The 18144-nt window shown below is 47.0% G+C and carries 15 protein-coding genes; 14 read left to right on the forward strand and 1 reads right to left on the reverse strand.

What is annotated here, in order from left to right; genetic code table 11:
- Positions 1-284: 284 nt before the first annotated feature.
- The 6 genes from cobA (at position 285) to DWX57_RS08655 (ending at position 7178) form a co-directional block, all read left to right on the forward strand.
- A complete protein-coding gene (gene cobA, locus DWX57_RS08630; RefSeq protein ID WP_120123675.1) occupies positions 285-1877 on the forward strand; it encodes a uroporphyrinogen-III C-methyltransferase in 1593 nt (530 codons plus the stop codon).
- Position 1878: 1 nt separating this feature from the next.
- The gene (hemB, locus tag DWX57_RS08635) at positions 1879-2850 is read left to right on the forward strand and encodes a porphobilinogen synthase (RefSeq protein ID WP_117550379.1); all 972 of its coding nucleotides are present in this window, start codon (positions 1879-1881) and stop codon (positions 2848-2850) included.
- 280 nt (positions 2851-3130) lie between these two features.
- A complete protein-coding gene (hemL, locus tag DWX57_RS08640) occupies positions 3131-4408 on the forward strand; it encodes a glutamate-1-semialdehyde 2,1-aminomutase (protein ID WP_117550382.1) in 1278 nt (425 codons plus the stop codon).
- Between the two features lie 334 nt (positions 4409-4742).
- Complete coding sequence (locus DWX57_RS08645; RefSeq protein ID WP_120123677.1) at positions 4743-5690, forward strand: NAD(P)/FAD-dependent oxidoreductase; 948 nt, start codon at positions 4743-4745, stop codon at positions 5688-5690.
- 196 nt (positions 5691-5886) lie between these two features.
- Positions 5887-6321 carry an RrF2 family transcriptional regulator gene (locus tag DWX57_RS08650; protein ID WP_120123679.1) on the forward strand — a complete coding sequence of 145 codons (435 nt, stop codon included), beginning with the start codon at positions 5887-5889 and terminating at the stop codon, positions 6319-6321.
- Positions 6322-6422: 101 nt separating this feature from the next.
- On the forward strand, positions 6423-7178 hold the full coding sequence (locus DWX57_RS08655) for a tRNA threonylcarbamoyladenosine dehydratase (protein ID WP_118758466.1): 756 nt from the start codon (positions 6423-6425) through the stop codon (positions 7176-7178).
- Between the two features lie 19 nt (positions 7179-7197).
- On the opposite strand, the gene DWX57_RS08660 is transcribed toward DWX57_RS08655, so the two are convergent.
- Positions 7198-7626, reverse strand: coding sequence for a DUF3592 domain-containing protein (locus DWX57_RS08660; protein WP_120123682.1), 429 nt, complete (start codon positions 7624-7626; stop codon positions 7198-7200).
- Between the two features lie 290 nt (positions 7627-7916).
- Here DWX57_RS08660 and DWX57_RS08665 point away from each other — a divergent pair, with 290 nt between their 5' ends.
- The 8 genes from DWX57_RS08665 to DWX57_RS08700 all read left to right on the forward strand — a co-directional run bounded on the left by DWX57_RS08665 (position 7917) and on the right by DWX57_RS08700 (position 18137).
- A complete protein-coding gene (locus DWX57_RS08665) occupies positions 7917-8774 on the forward strand; it encodes a DUF3737 family protein (protein ID WP_055145479.1) in 858 nt (285 codons plus the stop codon).
- 281 nt (positions 8775-9055) lie between these two features.
- The gene (locus DWX57_RS08670) at positions 9056-10276 is read left to right on the forward strand and encodes a MalY/PatB family protein (protein WP_118758464.1); all 1221 of its coding nucleotides are present in this window, start codon (positions 9056-9058) and stop codon (positions 10274-10276) included.
- A complete protein-coding gene (locus DWX57_RS08675) occupies positions 10269-11798 on the forward strand; it encodes an MATE family efflux transporter (RefSeq protein ID WP_120123684.1) in 1530 nt (509 codons plus the stop codon). Before DWX57_RS08670 ends, DWX57_RS08675 begins: the two co-directional genes overlap by 8 nt.
- A 71-nt stretch (positions 11799-11869) precedes the next feature.
- Positions 11870-13360, forward strand: a complete 1491-nt coding sequence (locus tag DWX57_RS08680; protein WP_120123686.1) for an AAA family ATPase — start codon at positions 11870-11872, stop codon at positions 13358-13360.
- A 111-nt stretch (positions 13361-13471) separates the two neighbouring features.
- On the forward strand, positions 13472-14533 hold the full coding sequence (locus DWX57_RS08685; RefSeq protein ID WP_118758461.1) for a LacI family DNA-binding transcriptional regulator: 1062 nt from the start codon (positions 13472-13474) through the stop codon (positions 14531-14533).
- Positions 14534-14812: 279 nt separating this feature from the next.
- The gene (locus DWX57_RS08690; protein ID WP_118758460.1) at positions 14813-16291 is read left to right on the forward strand and encodes an ABC transporter substrate-binding protein; all 1479 of its coding nucleotides are present in this window, start codon (positions 14813-14815) and stop codon (positions 16289-16291) included.
- 113 nt (positions 16292-16404) lie between these two features.
- Positions 16405-17301, forward strand: coding sequence for a carbohydrate ABC transporter permease (locus DWX57_RS08695; RefSeq protein ID WP_120123688.1), 897 nt, complete (start codon positions 16405-16407; stop codon positions 17299-17301).
- Positions 17301-18137 carry a carbohydrate ABC transporter permease gene (locus DWX57_RS08700; protein WP_120123691.1) on the forward strand — a complete coding sequence of 279 codons (837 nt, stop codon included), beginning with the start codon at positions 17301-17303 and terminating at the stop codon, positions 18135-18137. The genes DWX57_RS08695 and DWX57_RS08700 overlap by 1 nt, the downstream gene beginning before the upstream one ends.
- Positions 18138-18144 lie beyond the last annotated feature (7 nt).

Below are 18144 nucleotides of genomic sequence, written 5' to 3' on the forward strand. Positions count from 1 at the left end.
AATAAAAACATAAAATGTAGATTGTTTTGAAGTAGTATGTATTGAAGATAAAAGAAAAGTAAAGAAGTAAATTTTTTCGATGCGTAAGCCGTGTGAGTTGGATGGGTGTCTCTACGGCGGGTAGCACATAAGCGATGGAAGCTTGTCGCTCCTTGCCGAACGGGAGCCTCAAACGCCCTTATCGGAGGCGGGAGTGAGTGCAAATAGGAGCAAGACAAGGTGACTGAGCTGTGCGTAGCCGAGAGACACCCATCCAACTCACACGGCGAATGGAGAGCAAAAAAATGGTATATTTGATAGGCGCAGGCCCCGGCGATCCGGGACTAATCACGGTGAAGGGCCTGGAATTCATAAAACAATGCGATACAATCATATATGACAGACTCGGAACCTACCAGCTTCTGGAGATGGTGAAGCCGGACTGCCGCAGGATATACGTCGGCAAACAGGCGGGCAGCCACTACAAGAAGCAGCCTGAGATAAACGAGATACTTGTTGAGGAAGGCCGCAGAGGCAACATGGTGGTGCGCCTCAAAGGTGGCGATCCATTTGTATTTGGAAGAGGCGGCGAGGAAGTGACCGCACTTCTAGAAGCGGGGATCCCATTTCAGGTGATACCGGGAATAACGTCCGCCGTGGCGGTTCCGGAGGTGTGCGGCATACCGGTGACCCACCGCGGAACGAGTAGAAGCTTTCACGTGATAACAGGACACAAGCGGGCGGACATACACAGATCTGATGAAGGTGTTTCAAATGATTATGATTACATCAGAAATCAGGAAGGGACAAGCGTGTTCCTCATGGGACTTAACAGGCTTCCAAAGATCATGGAGAGACTTGTTCAGACTGGGGCGGAGGAACATACTCCGGTCGCGGTCATTTCCAAAGGAACCATGCCAGGGCAGAGGATGGTCCGCGGCGATATACAGACAATTGCGGACAAGGTGAACGAGGCAAAGCTTGAATCTCCTGCGATCATAGTTGTGGGTGAAAATGCAGCGTTGGATTTTACAGCACCAAACAGAGGACCGCTTCAGAATGTCCACGTTGGACTTGTTGGAACGCCAAAGCTTCGCGAGAAGATGAGAGTTGCAATAGATGCACTTGGCGGCCAATCCTACAGCATAGTGGATATGAGCGTGGAGCAGACAGAGGAGAAGAACAGGCTGCGCGTGGCTCTGGGACATATAGAAGATTACAGCTGGCTGGCATTTACCAGTCAGAACACCATAACCTTGTTTTTTAAATGGCTCAGAGAATGGAATATAGATGTCAGAAAACTGGCTCATCTGAAACTTGCAGTGGTCGGCGCCGGAACAAGGGACGCACTTAAGGCTGAGGGCTATATAGCGGATTACGTGCCGGACGAGTACACTACAAGCGCCCTTGCTAGGGGACTTGCAAATGTGATGAATGACGGAGAGAAACTTCTCCTTCCGAGGGCAGTCCAGGGCAGCGAGACGATGCTTGACATACTTGATCAGGGCGGTGTGGTATATGAGGAGATCCCAGTTTATGACGTGGTTGGACGCAGGATGGAGAGCATACAGTATCTGAAGGATCTGGATGTGATAACATTTGTCAGCGCATCAGGAGTCAGAGGATTTCTAGATGTTCTTGATGCAGAGAAAAAAAACTGCGGTTTGGCTCATATGTTGAATGATATAGATTCATGTGGGGATCATACGGACAATACAGACGGCAGTTTTAAAATACATGATATAATGAAGAATATCCGCATAGCGGCACTTGGAAATGTGACCGAGAAGGCTTTGGAGAAGGCTGGTTATCATGCGGATATAGTTCCGGAGGTTGGTGATATCGAGCACCTTATATCAGCCATCGGTGATTATTATTTTAGAGAAAAGAGGCAGTAACATGATAAGACTCAGAAGACTTCGCGGCAGCGAGGCCATCAGAAATATGGTTAGAGAGAACAGGGTTAACAAGGAGGATCTTGTATATCCGATGTTTGTGGCTGAGGGCACAGGGATCAAGAATCCGGTAGACTCCATGCCGGGAATATACCAGTATTCACTCGACACATTTGAGGAGGAGCTTCGCAGAGTGGCGGACGCCGGAATCAGCGCGGTTCTCCTGTTCGGCATACCGGCTCACAAGGATGAGGTGGGCAGCAGCGCGTACGACGACCAGGGAATCATGCAGAAAGCGGTCAGGAGGATAAAAGAGCTGTATCCGGACATGATAGTCATAGCGGACATTTGTCTGTGCGAGTACACATCACACGGTCACTGCGGAATTATCCATGACGGCAAGATACTCAACGATGAGACTCTTCCATATCTGGGCAAGATGGCTGTATCCCTTGCAAAGGCCGGCGCGGACATGGTGGCTCCATCAGATATGATGGATGGACATACCGCTTACATCAGAAAGGCACTTGACGACAACGGGCTGACGGATGTACTGATCATGGGTTACAGTGCGAAATTTGCATCTGGTTACTATGCACCATTTCGCGATGCGGCACATTCTGCACCACAGTTTGGAGACAGAAGGACATACCAGATGGATCCCGCAAATGGCAGGGAGGCTCTGAGAGAGTGCGAGGCGGATATCGCCGAGGGAGCAGACATAATCATGGTCAAGCCGGCACTTGCTTATCTGGATGTAGTCAAGGATGTGAGAAACCACACGGACTATCCGATAGCGGTGTACAATGTCAGCGGCGAATACTCCATGGTCAAGGCAGCTGCGGCAAATGGCTGGATAGACGAGAAGAGGATTGTCATGGAAAACATGACAGCCATGAAACGTGCCGGAGCAGGGATCATCATAACCTATCACGCCATAGACGTGGCAAAATGGTTAGAGTCGGAATCAATATGACGGAGTCATATTTGGGAATGATTCCGACGATCTGCCCCGCTCGACGGAGGAGAGAGGGGCGTTTCCAAAGATGAGGAGAATGCGACATCAACACTTAAAAGAAGATAGAGCTGAGTAGGACAATAGTTGCTATGTATAACGAGACGTTTTTATCTATTTGGAATATAAAATAGAAAAAGATATAATATTGTATCTAAACGGCTAAAATAACATAGCTTTGCGAAAAACAAAATGAAACAAAGAAAAAAGTCACATAGGACGATAAATTATAGAAAGAAGAATGGCAATGACAAATTCACAGGATCTATTTGAGAAATCACAGAAGGTAATTCCGGGCGGCGTCAATTCACCGGTCAGGGCATTTGGCTCGGTGGGACGGACACCTGTATTTATGAAGAAAGCAAAAGGTTCACATATATTTGACGAGGATGGCAATTCCTACGTGGATTATGTTTGTTCCTGGGGCCCGGGAATTCTGGGGCATGCCGATGACAGAGTCATAGATGCGGTGAAGGCGGCTTGTGATGACGGACTTACATTTGGCGCACCGACAAGGAAAGAGCTCGAGATCGCAGAGCTGATAAATGAGCTTATGCCTTCAATGGAGCTGACCAGAATGGTCAACTCGGGAACAGAGGCAGTGATGAGTGCGCTCAGAGTGGCGAGAGGATTTACAGGCAGAGACAAGATTGTAAAGTTCCGCGGCTGCTATCACGGACACAGTGATGGACTTCTGGTCAAGGCAGGCTCGGCGGCACTTACACAGTCAGTTCCGGACAGCCTGGGAGTTCCAAAGTCGTATACACAGCATACACTCATAGCAGAGTATAACAACGAGGACAGCGTAAAGAAGTTATTTGAGGCGGAGGGCAAAGACATTGCCGCAATCGTGGTCGAGCCGGTTGCCGCAAATATGGGAGTTGTCCCACCGCATGATGGATTCCTTCAGTTCCTCAGGGACATAACAAATGAATACGGCGCACTTCTTATATTTGATGAGGTCATCACAGGTTTCAGGCTCAGCCTTGGCGGTGCCCAGGAATACTTCGGGGTAAAGCCTGATCTCACAACACTTGGCAAGATAGTCGGAGGCGGAATGCCGGTGGGAGCATACGGCGGACGCCGCGATGTCATGAGCATGGTGGCACCACTTGGCGGAGTATACCAGGCGGGAACTCTGTCGGGCAATCCGATAGCCATGACAGCCGGACTCACAACGCTCCGCATACTCCAGAAGGAAAAGGATACAATATATCCGGCGATAGAAAAGAGCACAAGGCAGATAGCCGACACAGTCAGAAGCACATTTGGCGACACAGTCCATGTCAACCAGATAGGCTCACTGATGAGCGTATTCTTCACAGATCAGGAAGTAGTAGACATGGATACATCAACATCCAGCGACACCGCAAGGTATGCAAAGTATTTCTCATACATGCTGGACAACGGAATCTACCTTGCACCATCACAGTTCGAGGCAATGTTCGTATCTTACGCACACAGCAAGGAAGACGTATCCAAAACCTGTGAGCTGATAAAGAAATACAAAGAGAACTAGAGAGACTTAGTAGGTCAGAAGATGTCTCATTAAAAAGGAATTTATATTCCTATATTGTAGAAATAATTAGATAAGTATTAAAAGAGTGGTTTGGAAATAACATAATAAAACTAACGGTTATCGAAGAGTAAGCTGTCATGTTTATGTGATGCTCCAAAGGCGGGTAGCACATAGACGACGGAAGCTTGTCGCTCCTTGCTGAGCGGGAGCCCCCTTGCCCTTATAGGGGGGCGGGAGCGAATGTAGTCAGGAGCTAAGACAAGGTGACAGAGTCGTGCGTAGCCTTGGAGCATCACATAAACATGACAGCGACCTTCTTCGACAAGGAGGAAATATGAGAGATTTGGTTATTGTGGGCAGCGGCCCTGCGGGTCTGTCCGCCGCAGTCTACGCCAAGAGGGCGATGATGGACGTGGTGGTACTGGAGAAGGAGGCATTCTCCGGCGGGCAGATCGTAAATACAGAGCAGGTGGACAACTACCTTGGGCTGCCGGGCATAAGCGGCTTTGACATGGGTATGAAGTTCAGAGAACACGCGGATACATTTGGCGTGGAGTTTGATGACAGAGAGGTGACAGCCATCGAGGATCACGGCGATCACAAGAAGGTCAGCCTGGAGGATGGCAGCAGCATAGAGACAAAGGCGGTTCTGATAGCCACGGGTGCAAAGCACAGAAAGCTTGGCGTTCCCGGTGAGGAGGAATTCACAGGGGCAGGAGTTTCTTACTGTGCCACATGTGACGGAGCGTTCTTCAAGAACAAAGAAGTCGCAGTTGTGGGCGGAGGTAATATAGCTCTTGAGGATGCCCTGTATCTGTCAAAGATGTGCAGCAAGGTACATCTGATCCACAGAAGAGATGAGTTCAGAGGCGAGAAAATACTCGGAGCGCAGGTGCTTGAGACTGAGAATATAGAATTCCACCCATTTGCGCAGGTGACGGAGATAGGCGGAACGCCGGGCAAGCTGGAACTAAAGGTCGCTGTTAAGACACCGAAAACAGTGGACGGACAGACAGACAGCAATTTCACACTTCCGGTAGCCGGTGTATTCATTGCCATAGGAACAAGCCCTATCACAGACTTACTCGGTGACGTTGTGGAGCTTGATGGTGCTGGTTATGTTGCAGCGGGTGAGACCGGACTGACCAGCACACCGGGAATATTTGCCGCGGGAGATGTGAGGACCAAGGCAGTGCGCCAGGTGGCGACAGCCGTCGGAGATGGTGCAGCAGTTATCCATTATGTTGAGGAATACCTGAACGGATTAAAAAAGAAGGTATAACTTGAGTATCTGATCAGCAACATATGGTAGGCAGCATAGAAACATAATCATAAAAATCAAGTGAATTAAACGGAAAATAATTGGCACGGAGATAAGGTAAGAACATTATAACTGCTTTTTCTCCTTGCCAAAAAAAATAAAACTAATTCATAGTAATTCTATAGGTAAAATATAACAATGAACAGGAGGCAGAAAAATGTTAATATCATCAAAGGGACAATATGCACTGAGACTCATGGTAGATATATCTATAAATAGCGGCAGTACGGTTACTGTCAAAGCCGTAGCCAGAAGATGTGGATTGTCTGACAAATATCTTGAGCAGGTTACATCTTCTCTGCTAAAGGCAGGATATTTAAGGAGCGTGAGAGGGCCGAGGGGCGGTTACCGTCTGAACATGCCGGCGGAGGAGATCACGGTTGGAATGGTGCTAAGGGCGATAGAGGGCAGGATATCACCGATAGATAACAGAGTTGATGAGGACGGCGACACCAACATGGTCATGAACGATGTCATCGGAGATGTGTGGGATGCCCTTGAGACTGCCATCAACAATGTCCTTGATAACAAAACCATCGCCGATCTCACCCGGGAGTACAGTGACCGGATTGGATACATGTATTCGATATAAATCGGTACGGAGGGGCCAGATGTCAATAAGATTTCAGTTGAAAAAAAACTTATTTTGTATATAGTTGTAGTGGGATATATATCATATTAGGAGAATAAGAGATGTTAACACAGTTTTCGAGAACAGAGCTGCTATTTGGCAAGGAAGCCATGGACAAGCTGGCAGGCTCTAAGGTAGCGGTATTTGGAATAGGCGGAGTTGGCGGTTATGTATGCGAGGCGCTGGTCAGAAGCGGTGTCGGAGCATTTGACCTGATAGATGACGACAAGGTGTGTCTGACAAATCTCAACAGACAGATCATAGCGACAAGGAGCACAGTTGGAAAGTATAAGACCGATGTTATGAGGGACAGGATGCTTGACATCAATCCAAATGTGGAGGTTGAGGTACACAAATGTTTCTTTCTTCCGGAGAATGCGGACGACTTTCCTTGGGACAGCTACGACTACGTGGTCGATGCGGTTGACACAGTGACAGCCAAGATCGCTCTTGTCATGAAGTGTAAGGAGAAGAACATTCCGATCATCAGCAGCATGGGTGCGGGAAACAAGCTTGACGGAAGCCAGTTCAAGGTTGCAGATATATACAAGACAAAGGTGTGCCCGCTTGCGAAGGTCATGAGAAGAGAACTGAAGAAGAGAGGCATCAGGAAACTCAAGGTCGTATACTCTGAAGAGATTCCGACAAGGCCGATCGAAGATATGGCGATAAGTTGCAGAAACAACTGCATCTGTCCTCCAGGAGCAGAGCACAAATGTACAGAGCGCAGAGACATCCCGGGCAGCGTGGCATTTGTGCCATCAGTCGCAGGGCTTATCATAGCCGGTGAGGTGGCAAAGGATCTCATCAGGGTATAAAAAAGAAGACGCTGAGAAATCAGCGCCTTCTCCATAAAAATACCAAAGTTCCAAGCAGAACAGCACCACCATAGATGAATGGTGCATTTTTGTCGCTGTTCATAGTTTTTTCCGTATAAGATGCAGATGGATTCTCCGGGTTGTAATATATTGCGATGGACGACATGGAGTTGTAATTTGTTAGACCGCGGACGGAAAGAAAACCATTGTGCAATACTCCGGATTGGTCGCGGTATTCATAGTTGATATGGGTTCTTTTACTGACTCTTCTGACAGATGTGATATTGGCGGACGTTCTGGTATAGTCCCGCTCGATACGGCATGCCTTACCCCGTATGGAAAGACCGATGACCACAGCTATGATGAATGATGCTATTGGAATAATGTAAGTCGTATAAGGTAATAGTCTGAAAAAAATACTGATAGAATCCCCCGATGTTAAAATCATAATGTACCTCCTGAAATTGTTGTTTCCCCAAAATGTCAGACATGAGATCCCTATTTACATGCCGGACTTGTATGTGTAAATTATAATATAAAGAAGACTGGTTGAGAATCCCTTAATTTAAGAGGATAAGTCTGTTAATATAGCAAATCTCAGGTAATAAATATATTACTGTATGCACTGCCACTCATGGTGGTCATAAGCTCAGTCATATTCGCATTTGCCAGAAGTGATAACATGGTGATAATAGGCCAATAATATAATAGAGAATATACAAAAGGAAGATGAACGAGATGGATAAGAAAGAAGAAAAGAAAATCATAAGACAGGAGTTTCTGACAGGTGAGAGAGCTCTTTTCATGGGAAAAAATCTCGATATATATGATACGATATTTGACGACGGCGAGTCTCCGCTTAAGGAGAGCCGCGGCATAAATCTGTACGGCAGCATGTTCAAATGGAAGTATCCGCTGTGGTACAGCAAGAACATTGTTGCGGAGGATTGCCACTGGTTTGAGATGGCGAGAGCCGGAGTCTGGTACACTGATAATATCGCGGTGAGGCGGGCACTCATCCAGGCGCCAAAGAACTTCCGCAGATGTAAAGGTCTGGAGCTTACGGATGTGACATTCACCCATGCGGAGGAGACACTGTGGAGCTGCGATGACGTGACAATGGACCACGTGACAGCAAAGGGCGACTATTTTGCCATGAACAGCAATAATATGAAGATAGACGACCTGAAGCTTGACGGAAACTATTCATTTGACGGATGCAGGAATGTGGAGATAAGAAACTCCAATCTGCTTTCAAAGGATGCATTCTGGAACACAGAGAATGTGACCGTATATGATTCATTCATATCGGGCGAGTATCTTGGCTGGAACGCAAAGAACCTCACCCTGGTGAACTGCACCATCGAGAGCCTTCAGGGCATGTGCTACATCGACAACCTTGTGATGAAAAACTGCAAGCTCATCAACACAACACTTGCCTTCGAATACTCAACAGTGGATGCTGATATCTGCAGCAAGATAGACAGTGTCATGAACCCGACATCAGGAACCATCAAAGCCCAACACATCGACAACCTGATAATAGAAAAAGACAAAGTAGATCCGTCAAAGACGAAAATAATAGTACAGGACTAAACGAGTTTAAGATTTGGTGATATATCATAACGTAAATGAGATTCCGCGGCTGCTGTGGTGATACGAGTTGGCACATATAGATTGCTCAATTGGTAGTGAAGTCGACTGAGCATTGCTGCTTCTTGCCGGAGCGGCGCAAGCAACGCACTTATCGCTTGCAGAGCGCAGTGCAGATAGAAGCAAAGCAAGGCGAGGGAAGACGAACGTGATGGAGCACTCTATATGTGCCAGCCGTTTGCCACAGCAGCCGCGGAATCTCTCCATGAAGTGGAGGGATAAACATGAAGTTTGATTTTGACAAGGTTATAGACAGACGCGGCACAGGCTCCCTGAAGTGGGACGTGCCGAAAAATGAACTGCCAATGTGGGTGGCAGACATGGACTTTCAGACGGCTCCGTGCATCAGGGAGGCACTGGCAGCCCGGGTTGAGCACGGAATATTCGGATATTCCATCATCCCGGACGAGTGGGCAGATGCCTACGTGAACTGGTGGGGCAGCAGACACGGATTTGCGATAGACAGGGATTGGCTGGTGTTCTGCTCCGGAGTCATCCCAGCCATATCAACGGCGGTGAGAAAGCTCACTACACCTGCAGAGAATGTTGTAGTGCAGACCCCTGTCTACAATATTTTCTTTAATTCTATATACAACAATGGGCGAAATATATTGGAAAGCCCTCTGAAATACGACGGCGAGGGATATGCCATGGACTTTGAGGATCTTGAGGCAAAGCTTGCAGATCCACAGACCAGCCTCATGATACTCTGCAATCCACAGAATCCTGCGGGGAAGATCTGGGATAAGGAGACACTTGCCCATGTGGGAGAGCTATGCGCAAAGTATGGTGTGACGGTCATCTCGGATGAGATACACTGCGATCTCACCGATCCTGGAAAGGAGTATGTGCCATTTGCCACGGCATCTGACACATGCAGGGATATAAGCGTGACCTGTATTGCGCCGACAAAGACCTTCAACATAGCCGGAATCCAGACTGCGGCCATTGTGGTTCCGGATAAATTCCTGAGACACAAGATGTGGAGAGGCCTGAACACAGATGAAGTAGCCGAGCCAAATGCATTTGCGGTGGATGCGGCGATAGCAGCATTTACAAATGGTGGCGAGTGGCTGGACAGTCTCAGGCAGTATCTGTATGAGAACAAGCAGTATGTCAGGAAGTTTATAGATGAAAAAGTGCCGGGTATAAAGGTGGTGTATTCGGAGGCCACATACCTTCTCTGGCTTGACTGCAGTAAGATAACTGACAACGCAAAACAGCTTTCAGCATTTATCAGGAAGAACACCGGACTCTATATGTCGCCGGGACTTTCATATGGTAAGAACGGAAAGGCATTTATCAGACTTAACATCGCATGTCCAAGGTCGATCGTGGAAGAGGGCATGAAGAGACTTGCCGAGGGAACCACGGCATTCAGAAAAATGAACGCAGAGACGGTAAACATAGACAATGCGGCTAAAAAAGGAGATATAGATGAGTAGCAGTGAAAACTTGCTGAAGGACATGATATCTGGAAAGTCCATGACCGCATCCCAGCAGATAGGACTTACGGTCAGGCTCAGTATTCCGGCGATCCTTGCCCAGATCTCGTCCATTGTCATGCAGTACATCGATGCATCCATGGTGGGGCGTCTCGGTGCAAATGCATCGGGAGCCATCGGACTTGTCTCGTCCACGACATGGCTGTTTGGTGGGCTGTGCATTGCAGTGACTACAGGATTTACTGTGCAGATAGCCCAGGCTGTGGGCGCCGGTGAGGATAAATCTGCCAGAAATATCATGAAACAGGGACTCATAATAGCCATGTGCATAAGCGTCATACTTGCACTCATTGCAGCAGTGATAAGTACACCGCTTCCGAGCTGGCTCGGCGGTGAAGCTGCTATACAGAAGATGGCAAGCCAGTATTTCCTTGTGTATATGTTGGGACTTCCCGCTCTGCAGATGAACAGCATAGCGGGCGGCATGCACCAGAGCTCCGGAAATATGAGACTACCAGGTATACTGAATGTCATGTGCTGTGTGATGGATGTGATTTTTAATTTGTTCTTTATATTTCCGACAAGAATTGTAAATTTAAGTATTCCGTTTTTATCCAGCGTAAGGCTGGTTGGTTCTCAGATGGCAGAAACGGTTCAGGCAGGAGCCTTTGGTTCCCATTTGTCAACACTTGTGCAGTCTGAAACCTCGATGAATGGACTGACATTTACCATGCCGGGACTTGGACTTGGCGTTGCAGGTGCGGCGCTCGGAACCATCACGGCTGAGGCGGTCACCTGTGCCATCATGGTCACTGCACTTCTGTGGAAGAACAGGACACTTCACTTAAGAAAGGGCGAACACTTAAGATTTCACAGGGATATACTTGTCAAAGCAGTAAAGATAGGAGCGCCGGTGGGGCTTGAGCAGATGGTCATGTGCTCAGCGTACGTCATGTCTACAAAGATCGTGTCACCGCTCGGAACGATAGCCATCGCAGCCAACTCATTTGCAGTTACTGCGGAGAGCTTCTGCTACATGCCGGGCTACGGAGTACAGGCGGCATCAACCACACTTGTGGGACAATGCGTGGGAGCCGGACAAAAACAGTTGTCCAGAAGAATGGCATGGATTACAATGGGATTAGGTGTGTCGGTTATGACCATTGGCGGAGTCCTCATGTACATAGCAGCTCCGGCCATGATAGGTGTGCTGACACCGAACGAAGAGATAAGAAATTTAGGTGCGGCAGTGCTGAGGATAGAAGCATTTGCCGAACCATTTTATGCCGCATCCATAGTTGCATCGGGAGCACTCAGGGGAGCCGGGGACACGCTGGTTCCCAGCTGCATGAACTTTGCCAGTATGTGGTGTGTGCGGATACCGCTTGCAGCCATACTTGCGCCGAGAGTCGGTCTCTACGGTGTATGGATCGCCATGTGCGTGGAGCTCTGTTTCAGAGGAATCCTGTTCACCACAAGGCTTAAACGGGAAAGATGGATGCGGGTGTTTGAAGAAAAATAAAATATGATGTTTTATAATTGCAAGGTATGATTAAACTTGCAATAAAGCATCATTATATTAGGGAGGGAAATATGCCAGTATTTGATTTCAGCGGAAGTGACAACAAGAATAAGAACATAGTTACATATGAGACGTTCCAGTCTTCGGAGTCTACAGCAACAGCGGAGAAGCCGATCATGATCCTTGAGAACACGGCCAGGAAGTGGGCTCACCACTCCAGCGGAAAGTTCACCAATCCGATCAAGAGAACAGCATTTGAATTTGACGAGGTGGACGGAGTTCAGTCCGCCGACATAATGAAGATAGATGCGAGATTTGTAAGCCTTCTCAAATGGCTCGGCGAGAATCACATCAACGTCCGTCTGTCGGGAGAGAACAGACCGGAGGGCTACGCAGTGTACAAGATAAGGGAGACTGAGTTTGGCGGCGGATCAAAGCTCTCGGCAAATGATGGATTCCTGCAGTTTATGATAGAGAGACTTCTTGCCAGCGATGCCCCTTCGGAGGAAGAGAAATCCGAGGAGGAAGAAGAGGAGGAGGCACTTGGCGATGACATGAAGCTCACGAGCATGCAGAGCATCATTGACTTCATGCACTGCGCCGGAAGAACACTTCCTGACAATATAAGGCTGTGGGCCAGAAGAAATCTTGCGGTTGCCAGATCCAGCGAGGTATCACCGGAGGAGAGACGCCACGCCCAGAGAGCACTTTCCATGGCGATGAACATCAGATGGAAGAGCAATTACTTTGAGGCGATAGATCCGGAAGAGGCCAGAAGGATACTGGACGAGGAACTCTACGGAATGGAGAAGGTAAAGCAGAGGATCATCGAGACAATCATCCAGATCAACCGTACACATACACTTCCTGCATACGGACTTCTGCTCTGCGGACCTGCCGGAACAGGAAAGTCACAGATAGCCTATGCGGTTGCGAGAATACTCAGACTTCCATGGACGACCCTCGACATGAGTTCCATCAACGATCCGGAGCAGCTTACAGGAAGTTCAAGAGTATATTCCAATGCCAAGCCGGGAATCATCATGGAGGCATTTTCACAGGCTGGAGAATCTAACCTCGTATTCATCATCAACGAGCTGGACAAGGCAAATTCCGGCAAGGGCAACGGCAATCCTGCCGATGTACTGCTGACACTCCTGGATAACCTGGGATTCACCGACAACTACATGGAGTGCATGATCCCGACAAATGGCGTGTATCCTATAGCAACGGCAAATGACAAGGAGAACATCAGCAAGCCAATCATGTCGAGATTTGCTGTTATAGACATACCGGATTACACCCCGGATGAGAAGAAGGAGATATTCAACAAATTTGTTCTGCCGAAGGTGCTCAAGCGCATCGGACTTGAAGGGAGCGAGTGCATCATCCTTCCAGACGGCGTGGATGCGGTCATCAGGAAGTGCGATGGTGTGACTGGAATCAGAGATATAGAGCAGGCTGCAGAGCACATAGTTGCACATGCGCTTTACCAGATCGAGGTAAATCACGTTCAGAGCGTGACATTTGACGGAGCTATGATAGAGGAGCTTTTGAGCTGATTATCGTCATATTACACAATTTACATTACAGAAAGTATTATGGTATACTCTTCTTATGAAACAAGTTTCATGGACTACAGTCTGAAATTCATAAGGAGAGTATATTTATAAATGGCAAGTATAAGAGATGTTGCAAAGGAGGCCGGGGTTGCAATATGTACAGTGTCAAGACTTATCAACGGCACGGCAAAAGTTGAACCCGAGACTCAGAAGAAGATAGAAGATGCGATGAAGAAACTGGATTATGTTCCAAATGAGCTTGCGCGCGGCATGTTCAAGGGCAGGTCCAATTCCATTGCGATGTTGGTTCCAAATATACAGCACCCATGGTTCTCATCACTGGCATCGGAGATTGAAAAGATACTTTATGAGAAAAAGTATAAATTCATGCTTTTTTCCACATCCGATGACAAGCAGAGGGAGAAGGAGTGTTTCAAGCTGTTAAAGTCCAATATCGTGGACGGAATCATATGCGGAACAACCACAAGCACAGCAAAGGAATATCAGAGGATAGACAAGCCTATGGTCATGCTGGATTACATGGTGGGAAACAAATTCCCTGTCGTAGTGTCTGACCATAAGATGGGTGGACAGCTTGCTGCCCGGGAATTCATAAACAGTGGATGCAAATACGTCATCCATATATCCGGAATCAGGACTGACAAGAATATCATGTCATTTGAGTGCCATGAGGAACTAGATAGAGTCCTTGCCGAGAATGGGATAAAATCCAGAAGGGTTCCTGTTCAGTGGAATGACTTTGATTTCCAGGGATACTTTGAGATGGCAAAATGCATACTGGAGGAGTATCCTGACGTGGACGGAATATTTGCCGCAGACATGCCGGCGATAGCATTCCTCAAGGCGGCACTTGCCATAGGCAAAAAGATTCCTGATGACCTGGCGATCGTGGCATACGACGGAACGTACATAACCAACGCCAGCACGACAAGGCTCACATCGATACATCAGCCGTACAAGGAGATCGCCCAGGAGGCAGTACGCCAGCTTATGGAGATGATCGACGGACCGGAGGAGGAAGATGATGCCGAAGGACAGGTTGAAAGTGCAACCGCAGATCAGATAGACAGCGCAAAAGAGAGAAACACACATATAGACGGAAATCTTATACTACTTCCGGTGAGCGTAGAAAAAGGCGATACAACTTTATAGTATGATTACGAAAAGAAGTTCATGAAGAGAAAATGAGGTGCCACTCAAAAATCATGAACTTCTTTTTATGTGGATACAAAACATAAGAAACTTACTAAGAGCACAAAATACAAAAATCTATAAATCCCCTATTGACGAAACATGTTTCATATGATAATCTTAGGACAAATGAAACATGTTTCATTTAAGCGCTTATGAAATGTGTTTTATCGGAACAATATGAATGATAGCGAGAATTAACAAGAGGGAAAATTCAAAGCAAGAAAAGGAGAAAAGGTTATGAGAGCAAAGAAATTAGTAGCATGTGCGCTTTCAGCAGCTATGATGCTGGGACTTGCATCTATGACAGGATGTGGTTCAGCAAAGAAGGATTACGATCTGTATATTTACAACACAAAGTCTGAGATTGCAGACAGCATCCAGGATCTGTGCAAGGATTATGAGACAGAGACAGGAGTTAAGGTTAAGGTTTACACATGTGGTACACAGGAGGCCATGGAGACACTCAGATCAGAGATGAATTCCAAGAACTATCCTACACTGTACGCGATAAACCAGGCACAGTTCACAGAGTGGAATGAGGGCGGATTTGTACTTCCATCAACATCAGTAAAGAATGAGGAGTTAAAGTCAATCTACGATTCAATTCCAGAGAGCATGCAGCTCGCAGATGAGAGCGGAGCAAGCTGCGGAATCCCTTACAACGTAGAGGGTTACGGACTTATCGCAGATACACAGATGATATGTGATGTATTTGGACTTGACAACGCAGACGCATTTGTCGCTGATTACAGAAGTGCCAATTATGAAGAGTTCACAGGCATGATCAAGGCAATTGATGATTACATAAACGGCAAGGGTGGCGAGAAGGTTACACTTTCAGGCAATGCATACACCACGGCAAAGGACAAGACAGCCACAACAGAGAACATGAACGGAGTGTTTGCAATCGCAGGCGCTGAGAAGTGGACATATGCAAACCACTATACAAACTACGCACTGAATGCAGTGTTCCCTAACTACAATACAACGGCAGCAGCTACAAAGGAAGATGTTGATAAGCTTGAGGAGCCACTTGTAAAGATGGTTCAGGAGCTTGACATGCTTTCAAGCTACACAGCAGGACCAAGCGGCAAGGTAGAGCGTGGATCAGAGTACATCAACTCAACAGTGACAGGATATGATCAGGCAGTTCAGACATTTGCCGAGGGTAAGGCAATGTTCATCAAGCAGGGTAACTGGGTATACGGAACCATCGCAGGTGTGGATGCAGACAAGGCATCAAGACTCACAATGCTCCCAATGAAGGTTAACCTTGAGCAGAGTGACATCTCAGCTGAGGGCGTTACAGTTGACAAGATGAACAGCTCAATCCCTGAGTTCGTTTCACAGTATTACGTTATCAACAAGAAGGATTCCGAAGAGGAGCAGAAAGCCGCTGAGGACTTCCTTGTATGGCTCTACACATCAGATACAGGAAAAGATTACATCACCAACAAATTTGCATTTGTCCCATTCAACGCAGACGAGAGCGAGAAGCTTGAGAATCCTCTCAGCAATTCACTTGTATACTATATGAGCAATGACCTTGTAATGGGCAATGACTTCGATGCATTCCCTGAGTCATGGGGACTCAATACCATCGGTGCAACTATTCAGGAGCAGTTGTTTACAAATCCTGATCAGTGGGATGAGAACACTATAAGAACAGGCGTGGAAGATGCACTGACAAAGTGGAAGGACAGCATCAAGGAGTAATCGGTGTTCAATGGGATGTGTCAGGTTTTCTATGAAAACCTGACATGTAGCGCCAGCCATTTGCCGAAGGCAAATTTTGTATGGCTGGTGTTCAATGTAGGAAAGGAAAAACTATGAAAAGATTTTACAAGAGAAAATTCTGGCTGATGGTTCTGCCTTCTATAGTGTTGTTTCTGCTGATTATCATAGTTCCTTTTATAGAGGGTGTGATTTACTCCTTCACTGAGTGGAGAGGTTCATACTTCGTAGGTGGGGAGCACTGGTGGAATGCACTGGTGGGACTTAAGAATTATACAAGCATATTCAAGTCGAAGGATTTTCTTCAGTCACTTGGATACACGGCCATATATGCTGTACTCGCAGTAATAGCACAGAATGTTGTCAGTCTTCTTCTGGCACTGATGATCAAGAAGCTTACCAAGGGCAAGGGACTTTTCAGAACGGTACTGTTCCTTCCATATGTACTTGGAATGCTTGCCATGGGTTATGTATGGCGTTTCATATTTGAAAATGTATTTTCACAGACACTGTTCGGAACAGACGGTGTGGTACACGTAGAGGTGCTCAACAACATGCTTCAAAATCAGTGGAAAGCACTTCTGGCATATGCAATCGTTGGTGTGTGGCAGGTTGCAGGTTACTATCTGATAATCTACCTCAACGGACTCAACAATATTTCTGAGGATATTTATGAGGCTGCCAGAATAGATGGAGCCACAGGCTGGACAAGCTTCAGGAAGATCACACTTCCGCTTCTCATGCCTTCATTTACGATAGTTCTCTTCATGTCACTGGCAAACAGCTTCAAGATGCTCGACCTCAATGTTTCACTGACAGAGGGCAATTTCGGAACGACCATGATATCCTACATGATACTGAAAACAGTAAGAGAGAGCTCTCCTCCAGCATACGGAGAGGCACAGGCACAGGCAGTTATATTCTTCGTAATCATTGCAGTTATATCTATAGCTCAGGTAATGATCACTAAGAGAAAGGAGATCGAATCATAATGGGAGTAAGAGGCAAGATCAAAAGAGCAGTCATAGTGGTTATACTCGCTGTATTGGCAATCGTGACCATATTCCCAATATGGTTCCTGATCGTCAATTCATTCAAGGGACAGCAGGAGATAGTAGCATCTCCAATAGCTCTCCCGAAGTCATGGAATCTGGACTATCTGAAGAATGCGGCTGAGCAGATAAATCTCGGCAGCAGCCTGCTTCAGACAGTACTCATAACAGTTGCGGCTGTGGCACTTATCGTGGTCATATCTTCATTTGCCGCATGGGCAATTGCCAGAGCAGATTCCAAAATGGCAAATATACTCTTCATCGCGTACACAGCAGCCATGCTCATACCTTTCCAGTCAGTTATGTACCCACTTGTATCACTGATGGACAAGCTGGGACTCAAGAATACACCAGGTCTGATCCTCATGTATGGAGGATTTGGAATCAGTATGTCGGTTCTGCTGTACAGAGGCTTCATCAAGAGCATCCCACTGTCACTCGAGGAGGCAGCAATGCTCGATGGAGCAAATATATTCCAGATATACAGATATGTGGTCATGCCGCTCTTAAAGCCGACGACCATGACAGTTGTCATCACAAATGCAGTGTGGATATGGAACGATTACCTTCTTCCATTCCTCGTAATAGGAAATAACGACAAAAAGACGCTCACGCTGAGCTTATACTATGCAAAGAGTCTGTCAGGACAGTACGGAAATCCTTGGGAGCTCATTTTCCCTGCGGTACTTCTTTGCATCATCCCTATCGTGATCATATTCATCATACTTCAGAAGAATATCATCGAGGGAATTTCAGCCGGAGCTGTGAAAGGATAAACATAAA

Source organism: Coprococcus sp. AF19-8AC (genome assembly GCF_003603115.1).
In the GTDB taxonomy this organism is placed as follows: domain Bacteria; phylum Bacillota; class Clostridia; order Lachnospirales; family Lachnospiraceae; genus Coprococcus; species Coprococcus aceti.